This is a genomic window from Microbacterium sp. BWR-S6Y, from assembly GCF_041379845.1.
Lineage (GTDB): Bacteria > Actinomycetota > Actinomycetes > Actinomycetales > Microbacteriaceae > Microbacterium > Microbacterium hydrothermale.
Genome location: NZ_JBFECV010000006.1, coordinates 200,564 through 222,295, shown reverse-complemented (window position 1 = coordinate 222,295; position 21,732 = coordinate 200,564). Strand labels below are relative to the sequence as shown.

The following is a 21,732-nucleotide window of genomic DNA, read 5'->3' as shown; positions in this document are numbered from 1 at the left end:
GCGGCCGGCCCGAGCCCGAGGAGCGCCGCGTGAAGCGCGGGCGCCTGCGCGTGCTGCTCGGCATGGCACCGGGCGTCGGCAAGACGTACGAGATGCTCGAAGAAGGGCGGCGCCTGCGCGACGAGGGCCGTGACGTCGTCATCGCGATCGTCGAGACCCACGGCCGGGTCGCCACGGCGGCGCAGGCCGAGGGTCTCGAGGTCGTCCCGCGGCTGGCCGTCGCGCACCGCGGCGTCTCGCTCGACGAGATGGACCTGGATGCCGTTCTCGAGCGGCTCCCGCGGATCGCGCTCGTCGACGAGCTCGCGCACACCAACGCGCCCGGTTCCCGCAACGACAAGCGCTGGCAGGACGTCGACGCGCTCCTCGACGCGGGGATCGACGTCATCACCACCGTCAACGTGCAGCACATCGCGTCGTTGAACGCCGTGGTCGAGAAGATCACCGGCGTCACCCAGCGCGAGACGGTCCCGGATGCCGTGGTGCGCGCCGCCGATCAGATCGAGGTCGTCGACCTCGCCCCGCAGTCGCTGCGCGACCGGCTCGCGGCGGGCTCGGTCTATCCCGCCGAGCGCATCGACGCGGCCCTGTCGAACTACTTCCGCCTCGGCAACCTCACCGCGCTGCGCGAGCTCGCGCTGCTGTGGCTCGCCGACGAGGTCGACTCTGCGCTGCAGCGCTACCGTTCGGAGCACGGCATCGAGGGGTCGTGGCAGGCGCGCGAACGCGTGGTCGTGGCCCTCACCGGCGGCCCCGAGGGCGAGACGCTCCTGCGGCGCGGGGCGCGCATCGCCGCGAGATCGGCGGGCGGCGAGCTGCTCGCCGTGCACGTGTCGACGCAGGACGGCCTGCGCGCGAGCGCCCCCGGCGCCCTCGCCGAGCAACGCGCCCTCGTCGAGACGCTCGGGGGCACCTATCACCAGGTCGTCGGCGACGATCCGGCGACAGCGCTCGTCGACTTCGCGCGCTCGGTGAACGCCTCGCAGCTCGTGATCGGCGTGAGCCGCCGCGGGCGCGTGGCCACCGCCCTGACCGGTCCCGGCATCGGCGCCACCGTCATCCGCCTCTCCGGCGACATCGACGTGCACATCGTCAACCACGCGCGCGCGGGCGGGCGCTTCACCCTTCCTCGCCTCAGCGGTCCTGCGCTCAGCGCGAAGCGTCGCATCCTGGGCTTCCTCACCGCGATCCTCGGCGGACCGCTCATCTCGCTCCTGCTGCTGTCGACCGGCTCCGACGACTCCGTCGCGGCCGACGTGCTGGTCTACCAGTTGCTGGTCGTCGTCGTGGCGCTCATCGGCGGGATCTGGCCCGCCGTCTTCGCGGCGGTGCTGTCGGGTTTCACGCTGAACTTCCTCTTCATCGAACCGCTGTACACCGTCACCATCAGCAATCCGGCCAACGCGATCGCCCTCGGGCTCTACGTGGTCATCGCGATCCTCGTGAGCGTCGTGGTCGATCAGGCCGCGCGGCGCGCCCGCGCCGCCCGCCGCGCCGCCGCCGAGGCCGACCTGCTGGCCACCGTGGCCGGGAGCGTCCTGCGCGGCGAGAGCGCCGTGCCCGCGCTGGTGAGCCGTGCGCGCGAGGCGTTCGGTCTCGCGGGGGTGCGGCTGGTGGCATCCGACGGGGCGACGCTGGCCACCGACGGCGAACCGGTGCGCGACGGCCGAGCGACGACCGTGCCGGTCGGCGTCGACCGCGCGGTGCTCGAGCTGCACGGCCGCGACCTCGACGCCGGCGAGCGCCGCCTTCTCGACGTCGTCGTCGCGCAGCTCGCGGCCGCCCTCGAACGCACCGACCTCGCCGAAACGGCCGCCGAGGCCGGGGCCCTCGCCGAGACCGACCAGGTGCGCAGCGCCCTGCTGTCGGCGGTGAGCCACGACCTGCGGCGCCCCCTCGCCGCCGCCGTCGCCTCCCTCGGCGGCCTGCGCGCCGCGGGCGACAACCTGTCGGACGACGACCGCCGCGAACTGCTCGAGACCGCCGACGAGAGCCTCGCGACCCTGTCGGTGCTCGTCACCGACCTGCTCGACGTCAGCCGCGTGCAGGCGGGAGTGCTCGCCGTCTCGCTGACGCCGACCGACGCGGCGGGCGTCGTGCTGATGGCCCTGGACGAACTCGACCTCGGTCCCGACGACGTCGAACTCGCCCTCGACCCCGACCTCCCGGCCCTGCGCGCCGACCCGGTGCTGCTGCAGCGCGTGCTGGTCAACGTGCTCACCAACGCGCAGCGCTACACACCCGACGGCGAGCGCGTGCGCATCGCGACGAGCCGCCTGGGCGGCACGGCCGAGATCCGCGTGATCGACCACGGGCCGGGCATCGCCCCGGAACGACGCGAGGACATGTTCTCGCCCTTCCAGCGGCTCGGCGACACCGACAACACCGCCGGTCTCGGCCTGGGACTCGCCCTCTCGAGGGGCTTCGCGGAGGGCATGGGCGGCACCCTCACGCCCGAGGACACCCCGGGCGGCGGCCTGACGATGGTCGTGGCGCTGCCCGTGTCGACCGAAGCCTCCGTGGACGATCCGTACACGCTTCCGCGCGGGGCGGCGGGCGGCTCCCCCGCACCCGGCCCCGCCGTCGCTCGCGCCCGTTCCGCGTCCGAGGCTGCGGCCGCGGCATCCCGATCCCCGGAGGACGCCCCGTGAAGGTTCTCATCGCCGACGACGACCCGCAGCTCGTGCGCGCCCTGCGCATCACGCTCGCCGCGCACGGCTACGACGTCGTCGCCGCGGCCGACGGCGCCGCCGCCATCACCCTCGCCGCCCAGGCCCACCCCGACCTCGTGCTGCTGGATCTCGGGATGCCGCACCTCGACGGCGTGCAGGTCATCGAGGCGCTGCGGGGATGGACGACCGCGCCGATCATCGTCGTGTCGGGGCGGACGGGCTCGGCCGACAAGGTCGAGGCGTTGGACGCCGGCGCCGACGACTACGTCACCAAGCCCTTCCAGATCGACGAGCTGCTCGCGCGCCTGCGCGTGCACGCGCGGCGCACGGTCCCCGCGAGCGGGGAGTCGACGGTGCGCTTCGGCGACGTCGAGGTCGACCTCGCCGCGAAAGCGGTGCTGCGCGGCGGCAACCGCGTGCACCTCACACCCACGGAGTGGCGGATGCTGGAGTTCCTCGCGCGCAACCCGGGCTCGCTCGTGACGCGGCAGACCCTGCTGAAGGAGATCTGGGCGAGCGAGCAGGTCGCCGACAGCGGATACCTGCGGCTCTACATGTCGCAGCTGCGCAAGAAGCTCGAAGCCGACCCCTCGAACCCGGTGCACCTGCTCACCGAGCAGGGGATGGGGTACCGGCTCGTGGTGTGACGCGCCTTCCGCGCGGCGCGTGCAGCTGTGCCGAACTCCTGAAAGACCGAGCCGGTCGCCCCTGTCCGCCCCTGTTCAGGCCACGATCACGCGGAATCTCAGGAGTTTCGATCGTCCTCCGGGTCATCTCGGCCCCCGCCGGCCCCTCCCACCCACCGGCTCCGCGACCCGCCCGAGCCGGTCGCCCGGCCGCTGTGGCGGCCACCCGCCGCGCATAACTCCTGAAGAACCGAGCCGGTCGCCCCCGTCCGCCCCCGTTCCGGCCGCAATCGAGCGGAACTTCAGGAGTTGTGTTCGCCCTCCGCCTCGTCCTCGCCCGCGCACGCCTCGAACTCGGCCTGCACGCGCGCGCAGCGGCAGGCGTACACGATCGAGTGCAGCAGCATCAGCGCACCTCGCCGACGGTGTGGCATCCGGGGCAGGGGAAGGCGATTCGATCGCCGACCCGCACGTCCCCGGGGAGAACAACGGTTCCGCACGGCTCCTCCCCGTGCGCGTCGAGCACGGCGAAGGGCTCGTCGTACGCGTGCGACACCCGGCCGAGCAGCCGCGCCTCGCGCCAGACCGCGTCGAGTCCTGCGACGCACGCGTCCAGGCGCACCGTGTCGGGCGTGGCATCCACCACCGTCGCGACCACCACGGTCGTCGACAGGACCGCGGATGCCACCCCGCCCGACGCCGGGATCACCGCCGGACCCGTGCAGACGCAGGGCGTGCCGCAGATCTCGGCGTAGCGGCCGACCGACATCGCGCGGACGGTGACGTCGTCGATCGTCGGGGCGGAGCCGGCGGGCCACGCCGCGGCGTCGAAGGGCGCCGGGATGCTGGCGCGCAGGGTGGGGAGCAGGGCCGTGAGGGTCATGGCATCCGGTCTACGCTTCGAGCCGGCGCCGATCCGCCGTCCTCACGCTTCGCGAACGCCCCGCGCTCCGTTCCTCACCCTTCACTCACACCCGGCGCCCCGCCGCCCGGCCGGCGAGCCACCCGGATAAGCCGAGACTGCGCCCGGCTGACATCCCGGTTGCAGGATGCCGCCGAGTTGTCAGCCCGATGCAGTCTCGCCGTCCGATCGGCGCCCGGCACCGACCGTCCGACCCCGCCCACGCCCCGACCGGCCCCGCCCACGCCCCGACCGGCCCCGCCCGCGCGCCGCACCCGGCGCCCGCCCACCCGCCGCCGCGTAGCCTAGAACCGTGACCCTCCCCTTCGACGTCGACGCCGTGCGCGCCGACTTCCCGATCCTCGAGACCGAGGTCGACGGCCACCCCCTCGTCTACCTCGATTCCGCGGCGACGAGCCAGAAGCCGCGCGCGGTGCTCGACGCCGAGCGCGACTTCCTCGAGCGCGCGAACGCCGCCGTGCACCGTGGCGCCCACACCCTCGCCGCCGAGGCGACCGAGCTGTTCGAAGACGCCCGCGTCACGGTCGCGGAGTTCGTCGGAGCCGAGCCCGAGCAGCTGGTGTGGACGAGCGGAGCCACCGCGGGCCTCAACCTCGTCGCCGGATCCCTCGGCTACGCCGGACGTTTGCGCGAGGGCGACGAGATCGTCGTGACCGAGGCCGAGCACCACGCGAACCTCATCCCCTGGCAGGAGCTCGCCGCCCGCACGGGCGCGCGACTACGCCACATCCCCGTGCTCGACGACGGCACGCTCGACATGCACGCCGCCGCCGACCTCATCGGCGAACGCACGAAGGTCGTCGCGTTCCCGCACGTCTCGAACGTCCTCGGCATCGTGAACCCGGTCGCGAAGCTCGTCACCCTCGCCCGCGGCGTCGGCGCGCTGACGGTGCTCGACGCGTGCCAGTCGGCTCCGCACCTGGCGCTCGACCTTCCGGCATCCGGAGTCGACCTCGCCGTGTTCTCGGGCCACAAGATCCACGGACCGTACGGAATCGGCGCGCTGTGGGGGCGCGACGAGGTGCTCGAGGCACTGCCGCCGTTCACCACGGGCGGGTCGATGATCACGACCGTCACGCTCGACCGCGCCGAGTACCTCCCTCCGCCGCAGCGCTTCGAACCGGGTACCCAGCCGGTGTCGCAGGCCGTCGCCCTCGCCGCCGCCGTCCGCTGGCTCGGGCACCACGACCTCGAGGCCGCGCACGCGCACGAGGCGATGCTCGAGAAGCGCATGCGCGAGGGACTCCGGTCGATCAACGGCATCCGCCTGCTCGGAGACACGGATGCCGCCGACCGCATCGCCCTGCAGGCCTTCGAGGTCGAGGGGGTCCACGCGCACGACGTGGGCCAGTTCCTCGACAGCCGCGGCGTCGCCGTGCGCGTCGGGCACCACTGCGCCCAGCCGCTGCACCGGCGCTTCGGGATGACCGCGTCGGTCCGCGCGAGCGCGGCGATCCACACGACCGAGGCCGAGGTCGACACCTTCCTCGACGCCGTGTCGGGCGTTCGCGGCTTCTTCGGGGTGAGCGCATGAGCGGCCTCGAATCCCTGTACCAGGAGCTCATCCTCGACCACGCGAAGAACCGTCGCGGCTTCGGGCTCGCCGAGCCCGGCGCGCACAGCGCCACGGTGCACCAACGCAATCCGGTGTGCGGCGACGAGATCACACTGCGCGTCGACCTCGAGGGCGACCGCGTGGCATCCGTCACCTGGGAGGGGGCGGGCTGCTCGATCTCGCAGGCCTCGGCCTCGATGCTCGTCGCGCTCCTGCAGGAGGACGGCGGAGACGAGGGGATGCCGCGCGCCGACGCCGAAACCCTGATCGCGTCGTTCCGCGAGGCGCTGCGCTCGCGCGGCAAGATCCCGCTCGACGAGGAGACCTTCGCCGACGCCGCTGCCCTGTCCGGCGTCTCGAAGTACACCGCGCGCGTGAAGTGCGCGATGCTCGCGTGGGTCGCGCTCGAGGAAGGGCTGCGGCAGGCCTGAGTCCGTGGCATCCGGACGTCCGCTCTCCCGCGCCCGCGCCCGTTGAGCGTCCAGAACACCGCGCGGAGCGCGTCAGAGCACACGGCGCTGTCCACATCGTCACCACGGCGATATCCTGCGTGCCTGACGAGGAGAGGGCGGATGCCATGGCCACCGGATTCAGCGCGGAAGAGCGCGCGGCGATGAAGCAGCGGGCCGAGGAACTCCAGGCCATGAAGGGCTTGAAGGGCCTCGCGAAGCTGCAGAAGGAGAACGAGGCCTGCCTCGAGGCGATCGACAAGCTCGAGGGCGTCGACCGCGCGGTCGCCGAGCGCCTCCACGTCATCGTTCTCGAGGAGGCGGGGCACCTGAACCCCAAGACGTTCTACGGCTTCCCCGCCTACGCCAAGGACGGCAAGGTCGTGGTGTTCTACCAGCCGGCGTCGAAGTTCAAGACGCGGTACGGAACGGTGAGCTTCGACGATTCCGCGCAGCTCGACGACGGGCCGATGTGGCCGGTCTCGTTCGCCGTGGTCGAGGTGACGGCCGAGGTCGAGAAGCGCATCCGCGACGCGGTCCGTCGGGCGGCCCCGGCGGCGTGACGAGAACAGTTCTCAACTGCCCTCGTTCGGGTCACATTCATTGACGGCACGCCGGGTCACGAGTTTTGCTGGGGGCATCCGCTCATGACGTCGTGATCCGAGATCGCCCGCCGCGATCGGACGGGTCTGCGGGCCCCGCCCCGCAGGACACGACGAGGCTGGGCGGATACCCGGCCGGAGAGGACGAAGATGTCCGGCAACAAGGCAGTGGCGTACAAAGAACCCGGTGTCGTCGAGGTCATCGACACCCCCTATCCGGAGTTCGAGCTCAAGGACGGTCCCGGCGTCAACCCGGCGAACGTCGGCCGAAAGGTCCCCCACGGTGCGATCCTGCGCACCGTCTCCACCAACATCTGCGGCTCCGACCAGCACATGGTGCGCGGTCGCACCACCGCTCCGGCCGGTCTGGTGCTCGGGCACGAGATCACCGGCGAGGTGATCGAGGTCGGACCCGACGTCGAGTTCGTCAAGGTCGGCGACATCGTCTCGGTGCCGTTCAACATCGCGTGCGGGCGGTGTCGCAACTGCAAGGAGGGCAAGACCGGCATCTGCCTCAACGTGAACCCCGATCGCCCCGGCAGCGCCTACGGCTACGTCGACATGGGCGGTTGGGTGGGCGGCCAGGCCGAGTACGTGCTCGTTCCCTACGCCGACTGGAACCTGCTGGTCTTCCCCGACCGCGAGCAGGCGCTCGAGAAGATCCTCGACCTCACGATGCTGTCCGACATCTTCCCCACGGGCTTCCACGGCGCGTACACCGCGGGTGTGCGTCCGGGATCCACGGTGTACATCGCCGGTGCGGGTCCGGTCGGCATCGCCGCCGCCGTCGGCGCGCAGCTGCTGGGTGCGGCGGCCGTGCTCGTCGGCGACCTCAACGCCGACCGTCTCGAGCAGGTGCGGTCGATGGGCTTCGAGAGCGTCGACGTGTCGAAGGGCGACCCGCGCGACCAGATCGAGCAGATCCTCGGGACTCCCGAAGTGGATGCCGCGGTCGACGCGGTCGGCTTCGAGGCCCGCGGTCACGGCTCCGACTCTTCGCACGAAGCGCCGGCGACCGTGCTCAACTCTCTGTTCGACATCACCGCGGCAGGTGGGGCCCTCGGCATCCCGGGTCTGTACGTGACCGGCGACCCGGGCGGAGTCGACGAGGCGGCCAAGGTCGGGTCGCTGTCGCTGCGCCTCGGCCTCGGCTGGGCGAAGTCGCTGTCGTTCACCACGGGTCAGTGCCCGGTGATGAAGTACAACCGGCAGCTGATGATGGCGATCCTGCACGACAAGGTTCAGATCGCGAAGGCCGTCAACGCCACGCCCATCAGCCTCGACGACGCACCGCAGGGCTACGCCGACTTCGACAAGGGCGCTCCGCGCAAGTACGTGCTGAACCCGAACGGGTACATCAAGGGCTGACGCTCGCCCCGGAGCTCGCAGAGCGGCGCGGTGCTCGCAGATCTCCCGGCGGAGTCTGCGAGCACCGCGTGCGACTTCGAGCTTCGACAGGGGCCCGATCGAGGGCCGGATGCCACGGCCTCGGCGCCGCGGCATCCCCCTCACCCCATGACCACGCGCTCCATACGGCGGTAGCTCTCCTCCATGCCGTCGACCATGCCGGTGGCCAGGACCATGTCGCGGGTCGTGGCATCCGGATACTCGATCAGCAGCGTCAGCAGCGTCGCCCCGTCCTCTTCATAGAGCGAGAGGTCGTTGACCGTCGAGGGGAAGTCGGTGCCGGTCATGTGCTCGGTCTGCACCATGCGCCGCGGCTCGTCGAGCAGCAGGATCTCGCCGTCGAAGCCGAACGACTCCCCTTCGGTTCCCGGCTCGGGCTCCCAGGCGATGCGGTAGCGGCCACCTTCGCGGCGGTCGATCTCGCTCACCGACATGCGCCAGCCGTCGGGGCCGAGCATCCACTGCCGCATCAGGTCGGGGTCGACGTGCGCGCGCCACACCAGCTCGCGCGGGCCATCGATCAGGCGTGTGATGCGCACGTGCTGGTCGCTCAGCACCTCCAGCTGCGTCCCCTTCCCCTGGGCGAACTCGCGAAGGCCCTGCAGCACGGCGTCAAGCTGGTTCATCGCGAGGGTAGAGCCCTCGACGGCGCCCATCGCGACGACCTGCTCGAGCGCCTCGACGGAGTCGAAGCGGCTGACGTTCGTCATCCGTGAGCCCTCGGGCGTGGCCTCGAACGAGAAGACCATGCGCATCGACGGCATCCCCTCGAGGGGCTCGCCGTTCTCGTCGGCGAAGGAGTCGATGACCTCGAACCCGCGGGGTTCATCGATCGCGGTGAACTCCCATGCTCCGCCCGCGCGCTCGCCCTGCGGAGACGTCATGTGGTACTTCGCGTGCCCGCCGACCGTGAAGTCGAACGCGTCGAACGTCGCCGGCCAGCCGGGAGGACCCCAGAAGCGTTCGAGCTGACGCGGGTCGGTGAACGCCGCCCAGAGGCGGTCCGGGCCGACGGCGAAGTCGGCGATCAGGGTCATGGTGAGCGCTTCGGTGTCGCTCTCGACGGATGTGACGGGCATGACGGACTCCTTCGTCGGGTCAGGGCGCGGGGGTTTCGGGCGCGGATGCCGTGGCGGGCGGGGCCCCTGGGGGCGGAACCGCGGCGGGTCGAGGGGTGGATGCCGCTCCACCCGGTGGCTCTGTGGGCGGGACCGCGGTGGATGCCGTGGCATCCGCCTCTTCGGACAGCAGCGCGTCGAGCCGGTCGACGCGCCCGCGCCAGAGGTCTTCGTACGAGCGGAGCAGCTGCTGCGCCCGGGCGATCGCGGACGGATCGGCACGCACGAGCCTCACCCTCCCCTCCGCGCGCTTGGTGATGAGCCGCGACTCGGCGAGCACGGCGATGTGCTTCGACACCGCCGCGAACGACATCGCGTAGGCCGCCGCGAGCTGGGTCACCGACTGCTCGGAGACCAGCGTGCGCCGCACGATGTCGCGCCGCGTGGCATCGGCGAGAGCGTGGAACACCCGGTCGATGTCGGCGTCGCTCTGTTGTTCAACCATTTGGTTGCACGTTAGCCGTGATCGGTCTGCGGGGCAAGGGGCACGTGACCGCGCGCCACGACGCCGCCGCGACGGACCGCGACCGGATGAGCTAACCGAAGGAGGATCCTGCCGCAAGGCGGCCCCTCGATACCCCCATGGGGTATACGCTCGCCGGATCGGCACGAGAGGAGGACTCATGAGCGATCATCACGTCCACGCTGCGCAGTCCGCCCAAGGCCGGGCGGAACAGCACGACTCGATGCGTGCTGCACCCGGACACCACGCGGAGCACGGGAACCACCAAGAACACACCGCCCACACCGGGCACAGTGACCACGGCGGCCACGCCGGACACGGTGATCACGTCGCTGCCTTCCGACAACTGTTCTGGGTCATGCTCGTGCTGGCCGTGCCGGTCGTCGCGTTCTCGCCGATGTTCGCGATGCTGCTGGGCTATCCGCTGCCGGATGCCGCGTGGCTCGGTTGGATCTCGCCGGTTCTGGGCACCGTGATGTACGTCTGGGGCGGATCACCGTTCCTGACCGGCGCCGTGTCGGAGGTGCGCTCCCGCGCGCCGGGCATGATGCTGCTCATCGCGCTGGCCATCACCGTCGCCTTCCTGGCATCGTGGGGGGCGAGTCTCGGCATCCTGAATCACGAACTCGACTTCTGGTGGGAGCTCGCCCTCCTGATCGTGATCATGCTGCTCGGGCACTGGATCGAGATGCGGTCGCTCGCGCAGACCACCTCGGCGCTCGATTCGCTCGCGGCGCTCCTTCCCGACGAGGCCGAACGCGTCGAGGGCGACTCGACGGTCAGCGTGTCGCCGTCGGAGTTGCGCATCGACGATGTCGTCGTCGTGCGTCCGGGGGCGCGGATTCCCGCGGACGGACGGATCGTCCAGGGCTCGGCGAGCATGGATGAATCGATGATCACGGGCGAATCGCGCCCGGTCCGCCGCGCCGAAGGCGATGCCGTCGTCGCGGGCACGGTGGCCGCCGACTCGGGCGTGCGGGTCCGCATCACCGCGGTCGGCGACGACACCGCCCTCGCCGGCATCCGGAAGCTCGTGTCGGACGCGCAGAACTCGTCGTCGCGCGCGCAGCGCATCGCCGATCGTGCGGCCGCGTGGCTGTTCTGGTTCGCGCTCGGCTCCGCCGTCATCACAGCGACGGCCTGGACGCTCATGGGCCTGCCCGACGAAGCGGTGGTGCGCACGATCACCGTGCTCGTGATCGCGTGCCCGCACGCGCTCGGCCTCGCCATCCCGCTCGTGGTCTCCATCGCGACGGAGCGGGCCGCGCGCGCCGGTGTGCTCGTGAAGGACCGCCTCGCGCTGGAGAGCATGCGGGCCGTCGACACCGTGCTCTTCGACAAGACGGGAACGCTCACCGCGGGCGCCCCCGCGGTGACGGCCGTCGTCCCCACCGCCGACGCCGACGCGGACCGCGTGCTCGCGTGGGCCGCCGCGGCGGAATCCGATTCCGAGCACCCGCTGGCCCGGGCGATCATCGCCGCCGCGGATGCCGAGGTGCTCACGGTGCCGCGCGCCGACGACTTCTCGTCGGCTCCCGCCGTCGGCGTGCGGGCCCGGGTCGAGGGCAATGTCGTCGAGGTCGGCGGACCGCACCTGCTCGAGGAGAAGAGTCTCCACGAGATCGACGGGACGCGATCGTGGCGCGATGAGGGTGCGATCATCCTGCACGTCGTGGTCGACGGTGCGGTCGCCGGTGCCCTGCGACTCGCTGACGAAGTGCGCCCCGAGTCGATCAGCGCCGTGCGGTCGCTGCGCGATCGGGGCGTGGAGGTGGTGATGATCACGGGCGATGCCGAGGCCGTCGCCGCGTCCGTGGCCGAGGCCGTGGGGATCGACCGGTACTTCGCCGGCGTGCGCCCCGAAGACAAGTCGTCGAAGGTCGAACAGTTGCAGCGCGAGGGGAGGACGGTGGCGATGGTCGGCGACGGCGTGAACGACGCCCCGGCTCTCGCTCAGGCCGACGTGGGCATCGCCATCGGGGCGGGGACCGACGTGGCGATCGCCTCCGCCGGCGTGATCCTGGCGCACGACGACCCCCGCGCCGTCCTGTCCGCGATCGATCTATCGCGCGCCGCCTACCGCAAGATGACGCAGAATCTGTGGTGGGCCGCGGGATACAACCTGCTCTCGGTGCCGCTCGCCGCCGGTGTGCTCGCCCCCATCGGGTTCGTGCTGCCGATGTCGGTCGGGGCCATCCTGATGTCGCTGTCGACCATCGTCGTCGCCGTCAACGCGCAGCTTCTCCGGCGCCTCGATCTGCGACCGGCGCACGACCCCGGGCGCTGAGTCACCGCCTAGCCTGCAAGAGAGGAGGAGGACGATGCTCGCAGGGACATCGGTTCTCCGCGACGCCCATGCGCGGCGACCGGCGCTCGTCGCCGTGTTGGCGATGGTCGCGGCCGCGATCATCGTCGGCCTGCTCGCGATGCACGTCCTCAACGACCGGGCCACGATGACCGATCATCACGGCACCGCTGCGATCGACGCCTCAGCGGCGTCGGAGCATGTCCACCCGGTCGACACGAGCCTGGCAACGATGAGGGCAGAGGCGACGGATGCAGCGGATCCGGTCTGCGAGGACTGCGGCGGCGACCACGCCATGTCCGAGATGGGCTGCATCCTCGCGCTCGTGGCGGCGACCCTCCTCGTCTTCGCGGCGACGTCGGTGCTCCGCCGGCTCACCCTGCGCGACCTCCTGACTCCCGAGGGCACGCGACGCCGCGCGCGTTCCGCTCCCGGCCGACCCCCCTCGTTGATCTCCCTGTGCGTCTGTCGGACGTGAGCGGCGCGCGACACCGCGCGATCCCTCAGCCCACAGCGCCCGCACGCGGGCGAAAGACAAGGAGAAACCAATGAACACCCGATTCGCGGCGGCAGCCGCTCTTCCCCTGGCCGCCGTACTCGCCCTCGCGGGATGCTCCGGCACGAGCGGGTCCAGGTCCGTGCCCGGCATGGATCACGGCTCTGGCCCGATGGCGACGGCCACCACGGCCGACGAAGCGTCGCAGACCGACATCATGTTCGTCACGATGATGATCCCGCACCACGAGCAGGCGATCGAGATGTCGGACACCCTGCTCGCCAAGGCGGGTGTCGACGACAGCGTCACCGCCCTCGCCGAGCAGATCAAGGCCGCCCAGGGCCCCGAAATCGAGACGATGAAGGGGTGGCTCTCGGACTGGGGCGTGTCGATGAGCGGGGGCATGAGCGGCATGGATCACGGCGGAATGATGTCGGAGTCCGACATGCAGGAGCTCGCGGATGCCGAGGGCGACGACGCCGCCCGTCTCTACCTCGAGCAGATGATCGAGCACCACGATGGTGCCGTCGACATGGCCCAGGACGAGATCGACGACGGACAGAACAGCGAGGTCGTCGACCTGGCCCGCTCCATCGTCGACAGCCAGACAGCCGAGATCGCCACGATGAAAGACCTGCTCGCCTCCCTGTGAGCAGCGATGGGGGCGGGGCGCCGTGGCGCTTCGCCCCCACCCTCCCCGGCCAACGGAGGCGGGGCCCGCTCAGGCGAGCGTGAGGAACAGCTTCTCGAGCTCCTCGACCGTGAGCCGGCCCGGGGCGTCGGCGTCGCCCGCGGCGTCGGCATCATCGGCATCCGTGTCCGTGATGCACTGCTTCATCGCGGTCGAGATGATCGCGAAGCCCGCGCGGTCGATCGCGCTGCTCACCGCGGCGAGCTGCGTGACGACATCGCGGCAGTCGCCGCCGCCCTCGACGGCGGCGATCACGGCGGCGAGCTGACCCTGCGCGCGGCGGAGTCGGTTCGCGACCTTCTTCACGGCCTGGGGGTCGTGCAGGCTGCGGTCACTCATGCGTGTTCTCCTTCGACGAGGTTCGAGGACGTGGCCTCGCGGCCGGCGAGCCAGGTGCGGTATCCGCCGTCGAGGTTACGCACGTCGTGGCCGAGCTGCGCGAGCAGCCGCGCGGCGGTGTGACCGCGCTGCCCCACCTGGCAGTGCACGATCACCCGTCCGTCCGGAAGCTCGTGGTGGTGCGCACGGAGCTCGTCGAGCGGCAGGTTGACCGAGCCGGGAATGGCGCCGGCGGCGTGCTCGGCGGGGGTGCGCACGTCGACGAGCGTCGCCCCGTCGGCGAGCGCCGCGGGCAGCTCGTGCCACTGCACGGCATCCGTCGTCCCCCCGGCGAGGTTCTGGGCGACGTACCCGATCATGTTGACGGGATCCTTCGCCGAGCCGTACTGCGGAGCGTAGGCGAGCTCGAGCTCCGAGAGAGCGGATGCCGTGAGCCCGGCCGCCATCGCGACGGCGATCACGTCGATGCGCTTGTCGACGCCGTCGCCGCCGACGATCTGCGCCCCGAGGATCCGGTCCGACGCGGGGTCGACGAGCAGCTTCATCGCCATCGACTGCGCTCCCGGGTAGTAGGTGGCGTGCGAGGCGGGGTGGGTGTGGATGGCGCGGTGCGGCCGACCCTCGGCGCGGAGCCGTCGCTCGCTCCAGCCGACGAAGGCGATCGTCGTGCCGAAGAGGCCGAGCACGGCCGTGCCGAGGGCGGGGCGCGCGTCGGAGGGTTCGAGGCCCGCGATGTCATCGGCGATCGCCCGACCGTGCCGGTTGGCGAGTCCCGCCATCGTGACCAGGGTCGGCTCGCCGTCGAGGTGGTCGCGCTTCTCGACGCCGTCGCCGGCGGCCCAGACGTGCGGGGCGGAGGTGCGCTGTCGTCCGTCCACGGAGATACCTCCCGACGGTCCCACCGCAATGCCGGCGAGGGCCGCGAGCCCGCGGTCGGGGTGCACGCCGCTCGCCTCGACGACGAGCGCGGCCTCGAGCGCGGTCCCATCATCGAGGCGCACGGTGCCCGCTTCGGCACCGACGATGGTCGCGCCGAGCCGCACGTCGACGCCCGCGTCGCGCAGAACCGCGAGGAGCGGCGCCGCCATCTCGGGATCCAGAGGCGACAGCACCTGGCGACCGCGGCTCACCAGCGTCACTCGCGCCCCGCGTGCGACGAGGTTCTCGACGGCTTCGAGGCCGATGAACCCCGCCCCCGCCACGATGACCCGCGGAGCGGGGCCCGCGTCGTCGAGCACCTCGAGCACACGGTCGACGTCGTCGACGCTGCGCAGCGTGTGCGTGGGCACACCTCCCGCGGACGGCCCGAGTGCGGCCGCGGCGCCGGTGGCGATCACGAGCTCGTCGTAGGTCTCGACGCTCTCGGCGCCGGCCGTGAGATCGCGCACGGTCACCGTTCGCGCGGCCGTGTCGATGGCGATCACGTCGTGCCGCACCCGCACGTCGAGGGCGAAGCGCGCCGCGAGCGACTCCGGCGTCTGCAGCAGCAGCGCCGAGCGCTCGGCGATCACGCCGCCCACGTGATACGGCAGTCCGCAGTTCGCGAACGACACGTGCTCGCCCCGCTCGTAGACCGTGATCTCGCGGGTCTCGTCGAGTCGACGCAGCCGCGTCGCGGCGCTCATGCCCGCGGCGACTCCTCCGATGATGATCGTCCTCATGGCATCCACTTTATACCCCCGGGGGTATAGTGAGCCGGGGTCGCGACCGCGACCGGGAACGAAAGGATGCCGAAGATGTGCCGACAGGTGGCGTGCAGGACGTGCGGGAAGACGACGTGGGCCGGATGCGGCCAGCACGTCGACCAGGTGATGGCGGGAGTCCCCCGACGCGATCGCTGCGAGGGTCACCAGAAGCAGCCCGCCGAGGGCGGTTTCTTCGCGAAGCTCTTCGGCCGCTGAGTCCACGCACAGGACGTCCGCGCCCGACGAGAGCGCAGATCGGGGATCGGCGCATCTCTGGTCACAGGTGGACGAGCCGACCGTCCTCCGCGTCGGTCACGAGCACCATGAAGTCGACGACGAGCTGCACGACCGCGCCGTCGGCATCCAGGCCCCACAGCACCGGATAACCGCCGTCACCCCACCCCGACTCGGTCGCCAGTCCCACCTGGCCCTCGCCGAGGGGGAACACCCCGATCGAAGGCCGCGGGCGCTCGCGGAACTCCTCGAACCGCTCGGCCTTCGCCCTCCTCGACATGCCCGCGTACGCGGGATAGTCCACGACGCACACGCACCCCGCGTCGACGCCGATCACGTGACCCTGACCGGGTTGCTGCGAGGCCGGATGCCACGACACGGCGGAACGGTCGGCGAAGCGCACGCGCACGGCGGCGATGCGTCCCGCCGCGGTGACCCGGTCCACCGGATACGAGCCGGGGGCGACGCGCCGCGCGAGCGGCCGTGCGTCGTCGTTCTCGTAGCCGAAGTCGATGACCGAGAGAGCCCCGGAGTCGGTGACGAGCGTCCCCACGTGCTCGACCGTCACGATCTCCGGACCCTCGCCGCCGGGGAAGACCACGGAGCGCGGCGTGAAGTTGCGCTCCTCGTCGAGACCGAGCTGCGGGGCGGGCAACGGGTCGAAGGCCATCTCGGTCGACGTCGCGTCGAGGGACGTCCGCACGTCTGCCGGCGAGGCGAAAGGCGCGACCGGATCGTCGAAATGCTGGGCGATCGATGCGATCCGCCAGCGGAACCCGCTCTTGCGCAGCGTGAACTCGTGGAACATGTCGACCGGGGACCCGAACACCTCGGTCAGGACGTAGGCCGTGTCCGCGTCGACCTCCGAGCGCACGATCCGTTCGACCGCGACGCCGTACTCGGGAGGCGTCCCGAAGGACGTCGAGAGATCCTCCGCCCCGTCGACGAAGTGCTCACGCGCCACGCGCTGCGTGAGCCCGCGCCACATTTCGAAGGCGTCGACCGTGTGGTCGCGGGCTTCGAACGCGGGGGCGGCGCGACGCCACTGCTCGTCATAGTCCTGCAGGAACCCGACGACGCGCTTCTCGGCCGACTTCTTCGATCGCTCGGTGGACACCACGACAGGCTACGGCGACGACACCGCGCCGCGTCACCCCTCGATGCGCAGAGCGCCGGCGACAGCGTCGAGCGCACCGGGCACGAGCCGGTAGTACGCCCAGGTGCCGCGCTTCGAGCGCGTGAGGAACCCCGCCTCGGTCAGCACCTTGAGGTGGTGCGACACCGTGGGCTGAGAGAGACCGACCGGCTCGGTGAGGTCGCACACGCAGGCCTCCTGCTCCGCCGCGCTCGCGACGATCGACAGCAGGCGCAGTCGCGTCGGATCACTGAGGGCCTTCAGCCGCCCGGCCAGCTCCTCGGCGTCGGCGACGGACATCGCGGCACCCCCGGAGGACACGCAGCAGGCGACGGGGTCGAGGAGCGGCAGCGTGGTCATGCATCGACGATAGTCGATATTGACATCCATCGATAGATACGGGCACGATAAGCATCGACCGTCATCGATGCACGAGGAGTCCCATGTCGACGCTCACCCTCACCCCGCGGCCCCGGGTCACGGATCGTCTCGCGACCCTCCCCGTCGCGATCATCGGCGCCGGTCCCGTCGGCCTCGCCGCCGCCGCGCACCTCGCCGACCGCGGCATCGCGTTCACCGTGCTCGAAGCGGCATCCGGACCCGCCGCCGCCGTCGAGAAGTGGGGGCACACGCGCCTGTTCTCGGCCTGGCGCGAGGTCGTCGACCCCGTCGCGCGCCGCCTCCTCGAGGCCACCGGCTGGACCATGCCGGCGGAGGGTCGCGCCCCCACGGGCCGCGAGCTCGTCGACGACTACCTCCGCCCGCTCGCCGAACTGCCCGAGATCGCGGTGCACATCCGCTACGACGCGAGCGTGACCGGCGTCGCCCGTGAGGGCATGGACCGCACGCGATCCGCCGATCGCGAGAACACGCCGTTCCTCGTGCGCACCCCGAAGGGAGAGCTTCTCGCCCGCGCCGTGCTCGACGCGTCCGGAACGTACGACTCCCCCAACTCCCTCCTGTCCACGGGCCTCCCCACCATCGACGACGCCCGCATCTCGCCCGCCCTCCCCGACGCGCTCGGCCGCGAGCGCGACCGCTTCGCGGGGCGGCACACGGTCGTCGTCGGGGCCGGGCACTCCGCCGCGAACACCCTCATCTCGCTCGTCCGCCTGCAGCGCGACGCCCCCGGCACCCGCATCACGTGGCTCATCCGCAACGCCAGCGCCGCGCGCGTGTCGTCATCGGCGGATGACGAGCTCGTCGGACGCGCGCAGCTCGGCGCACGCGTCGACCGCTACGTCGAGGACGGAGCCGTCGAGAAGATCGACTCGTTCGAGATCAGCGGCGTCGAGGCCCTGCCGGATGGCATCCGTCTTCTCGGAACGCGACGCGGCGAGCTCGACGCGGTCACCGCCGACGTCGTCGTCAACGCGACCGGGTTCCGGCCCGACCTGGCCCCGCTGCGCGAGATCCGCACCGACCTGGATGCCGTCGTCGAGGCGCCGCGCCTGCTCGCCCCGCTCATCGATCCGAACGTGCACTCGTGCGGCACCGTCGAGCCGCACGGCTTCCGCGAGCTGACGCACCCCGAGCACGGCTTCTTCGTCGTCGGGATGAAGTCGTACGGCCGCGCGCCCACGTTCCTCCTGGCCACCGGATACGAGCAGGTGCGCTCGATCGCGGCGTGGCTCGCGGGCGACCTGGCCTCGGCCTCGCGCGTCGAGCTGAGCCTTCCGGCCACCGGCGTGTGCTCGACGGATGCCGGCGGGTGCTGCTGACATGACGCTCGTGCGTGCGCTGGAACGCGCGGACTGGGCCGCGGTCGAGGACGTCTACCGCGAGGGCATCGAGGGCGGCAACGCGACCTTCGAGACCGAGACGCCGACCTGGGACGCGTTCGACCGCGCGAAGACCCGGTTCGGCCGGCTGGTCGCCGTCGACGACGCGCACAGCGTCGTCGGGTGGGCGGCGGCGTCGCCGGTGTCGGCACGCGCCGCGTACCGGGGCGTCGTCGAGCACTCCGTCTACGTCGCCGGGCGCGCGCAGGGCCGCGGCATCGGCACCGCCCTCCTGCGCGCGTTCATCGCCGCGGCCGAGATGAACGGGGTGTGGACGATCCAGTCGAGCGTCTTCCCCGAGAACACGGCATCCCTCCGCCTGCACGAGAGCCTCGGCTTTCGCGAGGTCGGTCGTCGCGACCGCATTGCCCGCTCGGCCGTCGGCCCGTGGGCCGGGCAGTGGCGCGATACCGTGCTCATCGAGCGGCGCAGCACGATGAACGGGCGCGCATGACCGAGATCGACGTCGCGCGACACCTCACCGCCGTGCGAGCCCTGGTCCTGCAGATCCTGTCCGCCATGGGCCCGCTCACCCGCGAAGGGATCCTTCGCGAGTGGGAGCGTCGACGTCCCGACCTCGGCGCCGGACACCGCGAGCGGTTGCCGAGGATGCGGGATGAGACGCTGTGGCGCCTGACGAACCTCGGCTGGACCGCCCGACAGGGGGCGGAGTACCACCTCACGAACGACGGCGAGATCGCGCTGCGGTGCGCGCGCGAGCCGTCTCGCGCAGACGTCGCTCGAGATCTTCCACCGCGCTCTTGACCGCGTCGCGCATTCCTCGGGCGCCGTCGGCATCCCATTCGGCGGGGTCGGGGAAGCTCCACTGCACGTGCTCCCCGCGGATCGGACCGGGGAGGTCGAGGTTGGGCTTCATCGTCACCACCACGTCGGCGGTGGCGAGGTCGTCGGCCGTCACGGCCCGGGGAGTGGCGTCGGTCGTGTCGATCCCGAGCTCCGAGAGGGTGGTGGCGATGGCGGGATTGATCCGGTCGGCCGGGGCGACACCGCCGCTGAGGACGCGCACCCTCCCCTGTGCGACGCGGTCCATGAGGTGCGCGCCGAGCTGTGAGCGTCCGGCGTTGTGCGTGCAGATGAACAGGACGGTGGGGGCGGTCATGCGCGTACTCCAGAGGAATGCTGCTGCCGCGACCAGGCCTGGGTCGCGATCTGGACGGCGTCCCACGGGGATCCGAGGGGCGGGGTGTAGGAGAGGTCGAGATCGCTGACCTGCTCGACGCTCAGGCCAGCGAACAACGCGGTGGCATACGTGTCCACGCGTTTCGCGGTCTCGGTGCTCAGGCGCCCGACCAGCTGCGCGCCGAGGAGCAGTCCGGTGTTCTCGTCGCCGGTGATGCGGAGGGTGATCGGCTGCGCGCCCGGGTAGTAGCGCTTGTGGTCGTCGGCGACGCTCTGCGTGGTCGACGGTGCGTATCCGGCGGCCGCGGCCTCGTGATGACGAAGCCCGGTGCGGGAGGCGACGAGATCGAACACCTTCACCACCTGGGTGCCGACCGAACCGGCGAAGCGGGCGGTGCCGCCGAGCGCATTCTCTCCGGCGACGCGGCCCTGCTTGTGGGCGGTGGTGCCGAGGGGGAGGTAGGTCTCGCCGAGCAAACGGTGGTGGGTGATGACGCCGTCGCCGGCGGCGAAGACGTCGGGCAGCCCCGTGCGCATCGCCGCATCGACGGCGACCGCCGAGCCCGCCCCGAGGGATGCCCCGGCTCGTCTCAACAGCTCGGTGTTCGGGCGGACTCCGACGACGGCCAGGACGAGATCGGCCGTGTACGCGCGCTCTTCGCCATCGGTGAGGGCGTGGACGGTGAGTTCCGTCCCCGATTTCTCGATGCCCCGGACGACGGTCGAGGTGCGCACGGTGACGCCGTGCGCGATGAGCTCGTCGCGCACCAGCGAGCCCAGCTCGGCATCCAGCGTCGAGAGCACCTCGGGTCCGCGCTGCAGCTGGGTGACCTGCATGCCCCGCGCGATGAAGGCCTCCGCCATCTCCAACCCCACGTAGCCCGCGCCGATGATGATGGCACTGCGGGGGCTGCGCGCGTTCAGGTCGTCATCGAGAGCGAAGGTGTCGCCCATGGAGTGGATGACATGCACACCGTCCGCGGGCCCCAGGGCACCGAGCCCCTCGATCCCCGCGTGCGACGGGAGAGCACCGGTCCCCACGACGAGGGCGTCGTAATCGAGGTGGCTCAACGCGCCGTCCGGCCCCCGCAGGTGCAGGCGGTGACCCTCGACGTCGATGTCGGTGGCGAGAGTGTCGAGCCGGAGGCGCATGCCGGTCGCTTCGAGGTCGACTGCGGTGCGATGCGCGAGCGATTGCCAGGGCGTCACCTCTCCGGAGAAGAAATAGGGGATGCCGCAGATGGAGTAGTTCGGGTATGCGTCGGCGACCACGACGGTGACGTCGACGGACGGGTCGAGCTCGCGGGCGCGGAGCGCAGCCGAGATACCGGCGTCACTCCCGCCGATGGCGACGATGTGCATGAGGGGCCCTTCGGGTCAGAGGGATGAGACGACGGGAGCTGCGACGGCGTCGCGTGGCACGCGCGGGGGCCACGCCAGGAGCAGGGAGGCCACCGCCACGCCCACGGCGGCGCCGAGCAGTTGCGCCATCACGAAGGGGGCGGCGGAGGCGGGGGCGATGCCGGCGAACGTGTCGGTGAAGATCCGCCCGACGGTGACGGCGGGGTTCGCGAAGGAGGTGGAGCTGGTGAACCAGTAGGCGCTGCCGATGTAGGCCGCAACCCACAAGGCGACCGCGCGTCCCGCGCCCTGGCGTGCGGCGAGCAGAATGACGACGATCAACCCGGCCGTCGCGACCACTTCTCCGAGGAGCACCCCGAGCCCGCCGCGGTCGGAGGTGGACAGGGCCTGGGGGACATCGAACATGGCGTTCGCCAGAACGCTTCCGCCGATCGCCCCGACCAGCTGTGCGCTCACGTAGAGCGCGGCACGGCCCACGCGGCCTGAGAGGGCGCTTCCCGGGCGGAACAGATCGACCACCGTGACGGCCGGGTTGAGGTGAGCACCCGAGACGGGACCGAGGACGGAGATGAGCACGAACAGTCCCATGGCCGTCGCGATGCTGTTGGCCAGGAGCTGAAGACCCGCATCATCCGTCAGGGATGACGCGGCAATCCCCGAGCCCACCACGACGCAGACCAGCGCTGCGGTGCCCACCGCTTCCGCCAAGACGGGGGCGATCGTCTGTGAATTCATGTCTCTCCTACCTTG

Annotated in this window: 20 protein-coding genes and 1 pseudogene; 11 read left to right on the top strand and 10 right to left on the bottom strand. The window is 71.5% G+C overall.

The features are described 5' to 3' along the window. Nucleotides 1–29 precede the first annotated feature (29 nt). Both AB1K56_RS14135 and AB1K56_RS14130 read left to right on the top strand, forming a co-directional pair. On the top strand, nucleotides 30–2,651 hold the full coding sequence (locus tag AB1K56_RS14135; protein ID WP_371206151.1) for a DUF4118 domain-containing protein: 2,622 nt from the start codon (nucleotides 30–32) through the stop codon (nucleotides 2,649–2,651). Beyond that, nucleotides 2,648–3,319: a response regulator gene (locus AB1K56_RS14130; RefSeq protein WP_371206150.1), complete on the top strand. Its 672-nt coding sequence runs from the start codon at nucleotides 2,648–2,650 to the stop codon at nucleotides 3,317–3,319. Before AB1K56_RS14135 ends, AB1K56_RS14130 begins: the two co-directional genes overlap by 4 nt. 385 nt (nucleotides 3,320–3,704) lie before the next feature. Here AB1K56_RS14130 and AB1K56_RS14125 read toward each other — a convergent pair whose 3' ends face one another. Further along, nucleotides 3,705–4,181, bottom strand: a complete 477-nt coding sequence (locus tag AB1K56_RS14125; protein ID WP_371206149.1) for a hypothetical protein — start codon at nucleotides 4,179–4,181, stop codon at nucleotides 3,705–3,707. Between the two features lie 331 nt (nucleotides 4,182–4,512). Here AB1K56_RS14125 and AB1K56_RS14120 point away from each other — a divergent pair, with 331 nt between their 5' ends. The 4 genes from AB1K56_RS14120 (at nucleotide 4,513) to fdhA (ending at nucleotide 8,194) form a co-directional block, all read left to right on the top strand. Further along, nucleotides 4,513–5,754, top strand: coding sequence for an aminotransferase class V-fold PLP-dependent enzyme (locus AB1K56_RS14120; RefSeq protein ID WP_371206148.1), 1,242 nt, complete (start codon nucleotides 4,513–4,515; stop codon nucleotides 5,752–5,754). Continuing rightward, the gene (sufU, locus tag AB1K56_RS14115; protein ID WP_371206147.1) at nucleotides 5,751–6,206 is read left to right on the top strand and encodes a Fe-S cluster assembly sulfur transfer protein SufU; all 456 of its coding nucleotides are present in this window, start codon (nucleotides 5,751–5,753) and stop codon (nucleotides 6,204–6,206) included. The genes AB1K56_RS14120 and sufU overlap by 4 nt, the downstream gene beginning before the upstream one ends. 146 nt (nucleotides 6,207–6,352) lie before the next feature. After that, complete coding sequence (locus AB1K56_RS14110; protein WP_371206199.1) at nucleotides 6,353–6,787, top strand: hypothetical protein; 435 nt, start codon at nucleotides 6,353–6,355, stop codon at nucleotides 6,785–6,787. A gap of 189 nt (nucleotides 6,788–6,976) precedes the next feature. Beyond that, nucleotides 6,977–8,194: a formaldehyde dehydrogenase, glutathione-independent gene (gene fdhA, locus AB1K56_RS14105; RefSeq protein ID WP_136586268.1), complete on the top strand. Its 1,218-nt coding sequence runs from the start codon at nucleotides 6,977–6,979 to the stop codon at nucleotides 8,192–8,194. A gap of 140 nt (nucleotides 8,195–8,334) precedes the next feature. Here fdhA and AB1K56_RS14100 read toward each other — a convergent pair whose 3' ends face one another. Beyond that, nucleotides 8,335–9,312, bottom strand: a complete 978-nt coding sequence (locus AB1K56_RS14100; RefSeq protein WP_371206146.1) for an SRPBCC domain-containing protein — start codon at nucleotides 9,310–9,312, stop codon at nucleotides 8,335–8,337. Nucleotides 9,313–9,463: 151 nt separating this feature from the next. Beyond that, a pseudogene (locus tag AB1K56_RS14095) lies at nucleotides 9,464–9,796 on the bottom strand (ArsR/SmtB family transcription factor); the annotation flags it as partial. A 178-nt stretch (nucleotides 9,797–9,974) separates the two neighbouring features. Between AB1K56_RS14095 and AB1K56_RS14090 the strand changes: the two are divergent. From AB1K56_RS14090 to AB1K56_RS14080, 3 genes are all read left to right on the top strand, one after another. Then, nucleotides 9,975–12,101 (top strand): heavy metal translocating P-type ATPase, encoded by a 2,127-nt coding sequence (locus AB1K56_RS14090; protein ID WP_371206145.1) that lies wholly within the window; start codon nucleotides 9,975–9,977, stop codon nucleotides 12,099–12,101. 34 nt (nucleotides 12,102–12,135) lie between these two features. Beyond that, nucleotides 12,136–12,597 (top strand): DUF6153 family protein, encoded by a 462-nt coding sequence (locus AB1K56_RS14085; protein ID WP_371206144.1) that lies wholly within the window; start codon nucleotides 12,136–12,138, stop codon nucleotides 12,595–12,597. Between the two features lie 70 nt (nucleotides 12,598–12,667). Continuing rightward, on the top strand, nucleotides 12,668–13,267 hold the full coding sequence (locus AB1K56_RS14080; RefSeq protein ID WP_371206143.1) for a DUF305 domain-containing protein: 600 nt from the start codon (nucleotides 12,668–12,670) through the stop codon (nucleotides 13,265–13,267). A gap of 69 nt (nucleotides 13,268–13,336) precedes the next feature. Here AB1K56_RS14080 and AB1K56_RS14075 read toward each other — a convergent pair whose 3' ends face one another. The 4 genes from AB1K56_RS14075 to AB1K56_RS14060 all read right to left on the bottom strand — a co-directional run bounded on the left by AB1K56_RS14075 (nucleotide 13,337) and on the right by AB1K56_RS14060 (nucleotide 17,059). After that, nucleotides 13,337–13,645: a metal-sensitive transcriptional regulator gene (locus tag AB1K56_RS14075; RefSeq protein ID WP_371206142.1), complete on the bottom strand. Its 309-nt coding sequence runs from the start codon at nucleotides 13,643–13,645 to the stop codon at nucleotides 13,337–13,339. Beyond that, nucleotides 13,642–15,306, bottom strand: coding sequence for an FAD-dependent oxidoreductase (locus AB1K56_RS14070; RefSeq protein WP_371206141.1), 1,665 nt, complete (start codon nucleotides 15,304–15,306; stop codon nucleotides 13,642–13,644). Before AB1K56_RS14070 ends, AB1K56_RS14075 begins: the two co-directional genes overlap by 4 nt. Before the next feature lie 301 nt (nucleotides 15,307–15,607). After that, nucleotides 15,608–16,681, bottom strand: coding sequence for a DUF4241 domain-containing protein (locus tag AB1K56_RS14065; RefSeq protein ID WP_371206140.1), 1,074 nt, complete (start codon nucleotides 16,679–16,681; stop codon nucleotides 15,608–15,610). Nucleotides 16,682–16,714: 33 nt separating this feature from the next. Next, complete coding sequence (locus AB1K56_RS14060) at nucleotides 16,715–17,059, bottom strand: helix-turn-helix transcriptional regulator (RefSeq protein ID WP_136586277.1); 345 nt, start codon at nucleotides 17,057–17,059, stop codon at nucleotides 16,715–16,717. Between the two features lie 83 nt (nucleotides 17,060–17,142). Between AB1K56_RS14060 and AB1K56_RS14055 the strand changes: the two genes are divergently transcribed. Together AB1K56_RS14055 and AB1K56_RS14050 are read left to right on the top strand one after the other, a co-directional pair. Further along, nucleotides 17,143–18,420 (top strand): NAD(P)-binding domain-containing protein, encoded by a 1,278-nt coding sequence (locus AB1K56_RS14055; RefSeq protein WP_371206139.1) that lies wholly within the window; start codon nucleotides 17,143–17,145, stop codon nucleotides 18,418–18,420. Between the two features lies 1 nt (nucleotide 18,421). Continuing rightward, nucleotides 18,422–18,934, top strand: coding sequence for an N-acetyltransferase family protein (locus AB1K56_RS14050; RefSeq protein WP_371206138.1), 513 nt, complete (start codon nucleotides 18,422–18,424; stop codon nucleotides 18,932–18,934). A 225-nt stretch (nucleotides 18,935–19,159) separates the two neighbouring features. Here AB1K56_RS14050 and AB1K56_RS14045 read toward each other — a convergent pair whose 3' ends face one another. Genes AB1K56_RS14045 through AB1K56_RS14035 form a run of 3 tightly spaced genes read right to left on the bottom strand, consistent with a single transcriptional unit; the run spans nucleotide 19,160 to nucleotide 21,717 of the window. Next, nucleotides 19,160–19,600: a low molecular weight phosphatase family protein gene (locus AB1K56_RS14045; RefSeq protein WP_264629653.1), complete on the bottom strand. Its 441-nt coding sequence runs from the start codon at nucleotides 19,598–19,600 to the stop codon at nucleotides 19,160–19,162. After that, the gene (locus AB1K56_RS14040; RefSeq protein WP_371206137.1) at nucleotides 19,597–20,982 is read right to left on the bottom strand and encodes an FAD-dependent oxidoreductase; all 1,386 of its coding nucleotides are present in this window, start codon (nucleotides 20,980–20,982) and stop codon (nucleotides 19,597–19,599) included. The genes AB1K56_RS14045 and AB1K56_RS14040 overlap by 4 nt, the downstream gene beginning before the upstream one ends. Nucleotides 20,983–20,997: 15 nt before the next feature. Beyond that, complete coding sequence (locus AB1K56_RS14035) at nucleotides 20,998–21,717, bottom strand: aquaporin (protein WP_371206136.1); 720 nt, start codon at nucleotides 21,715–21,717, stop codon at nucleotides 20,998–21,000. Nucleotides 21,718–21,732: the final 15 nt, after the last annotated feature.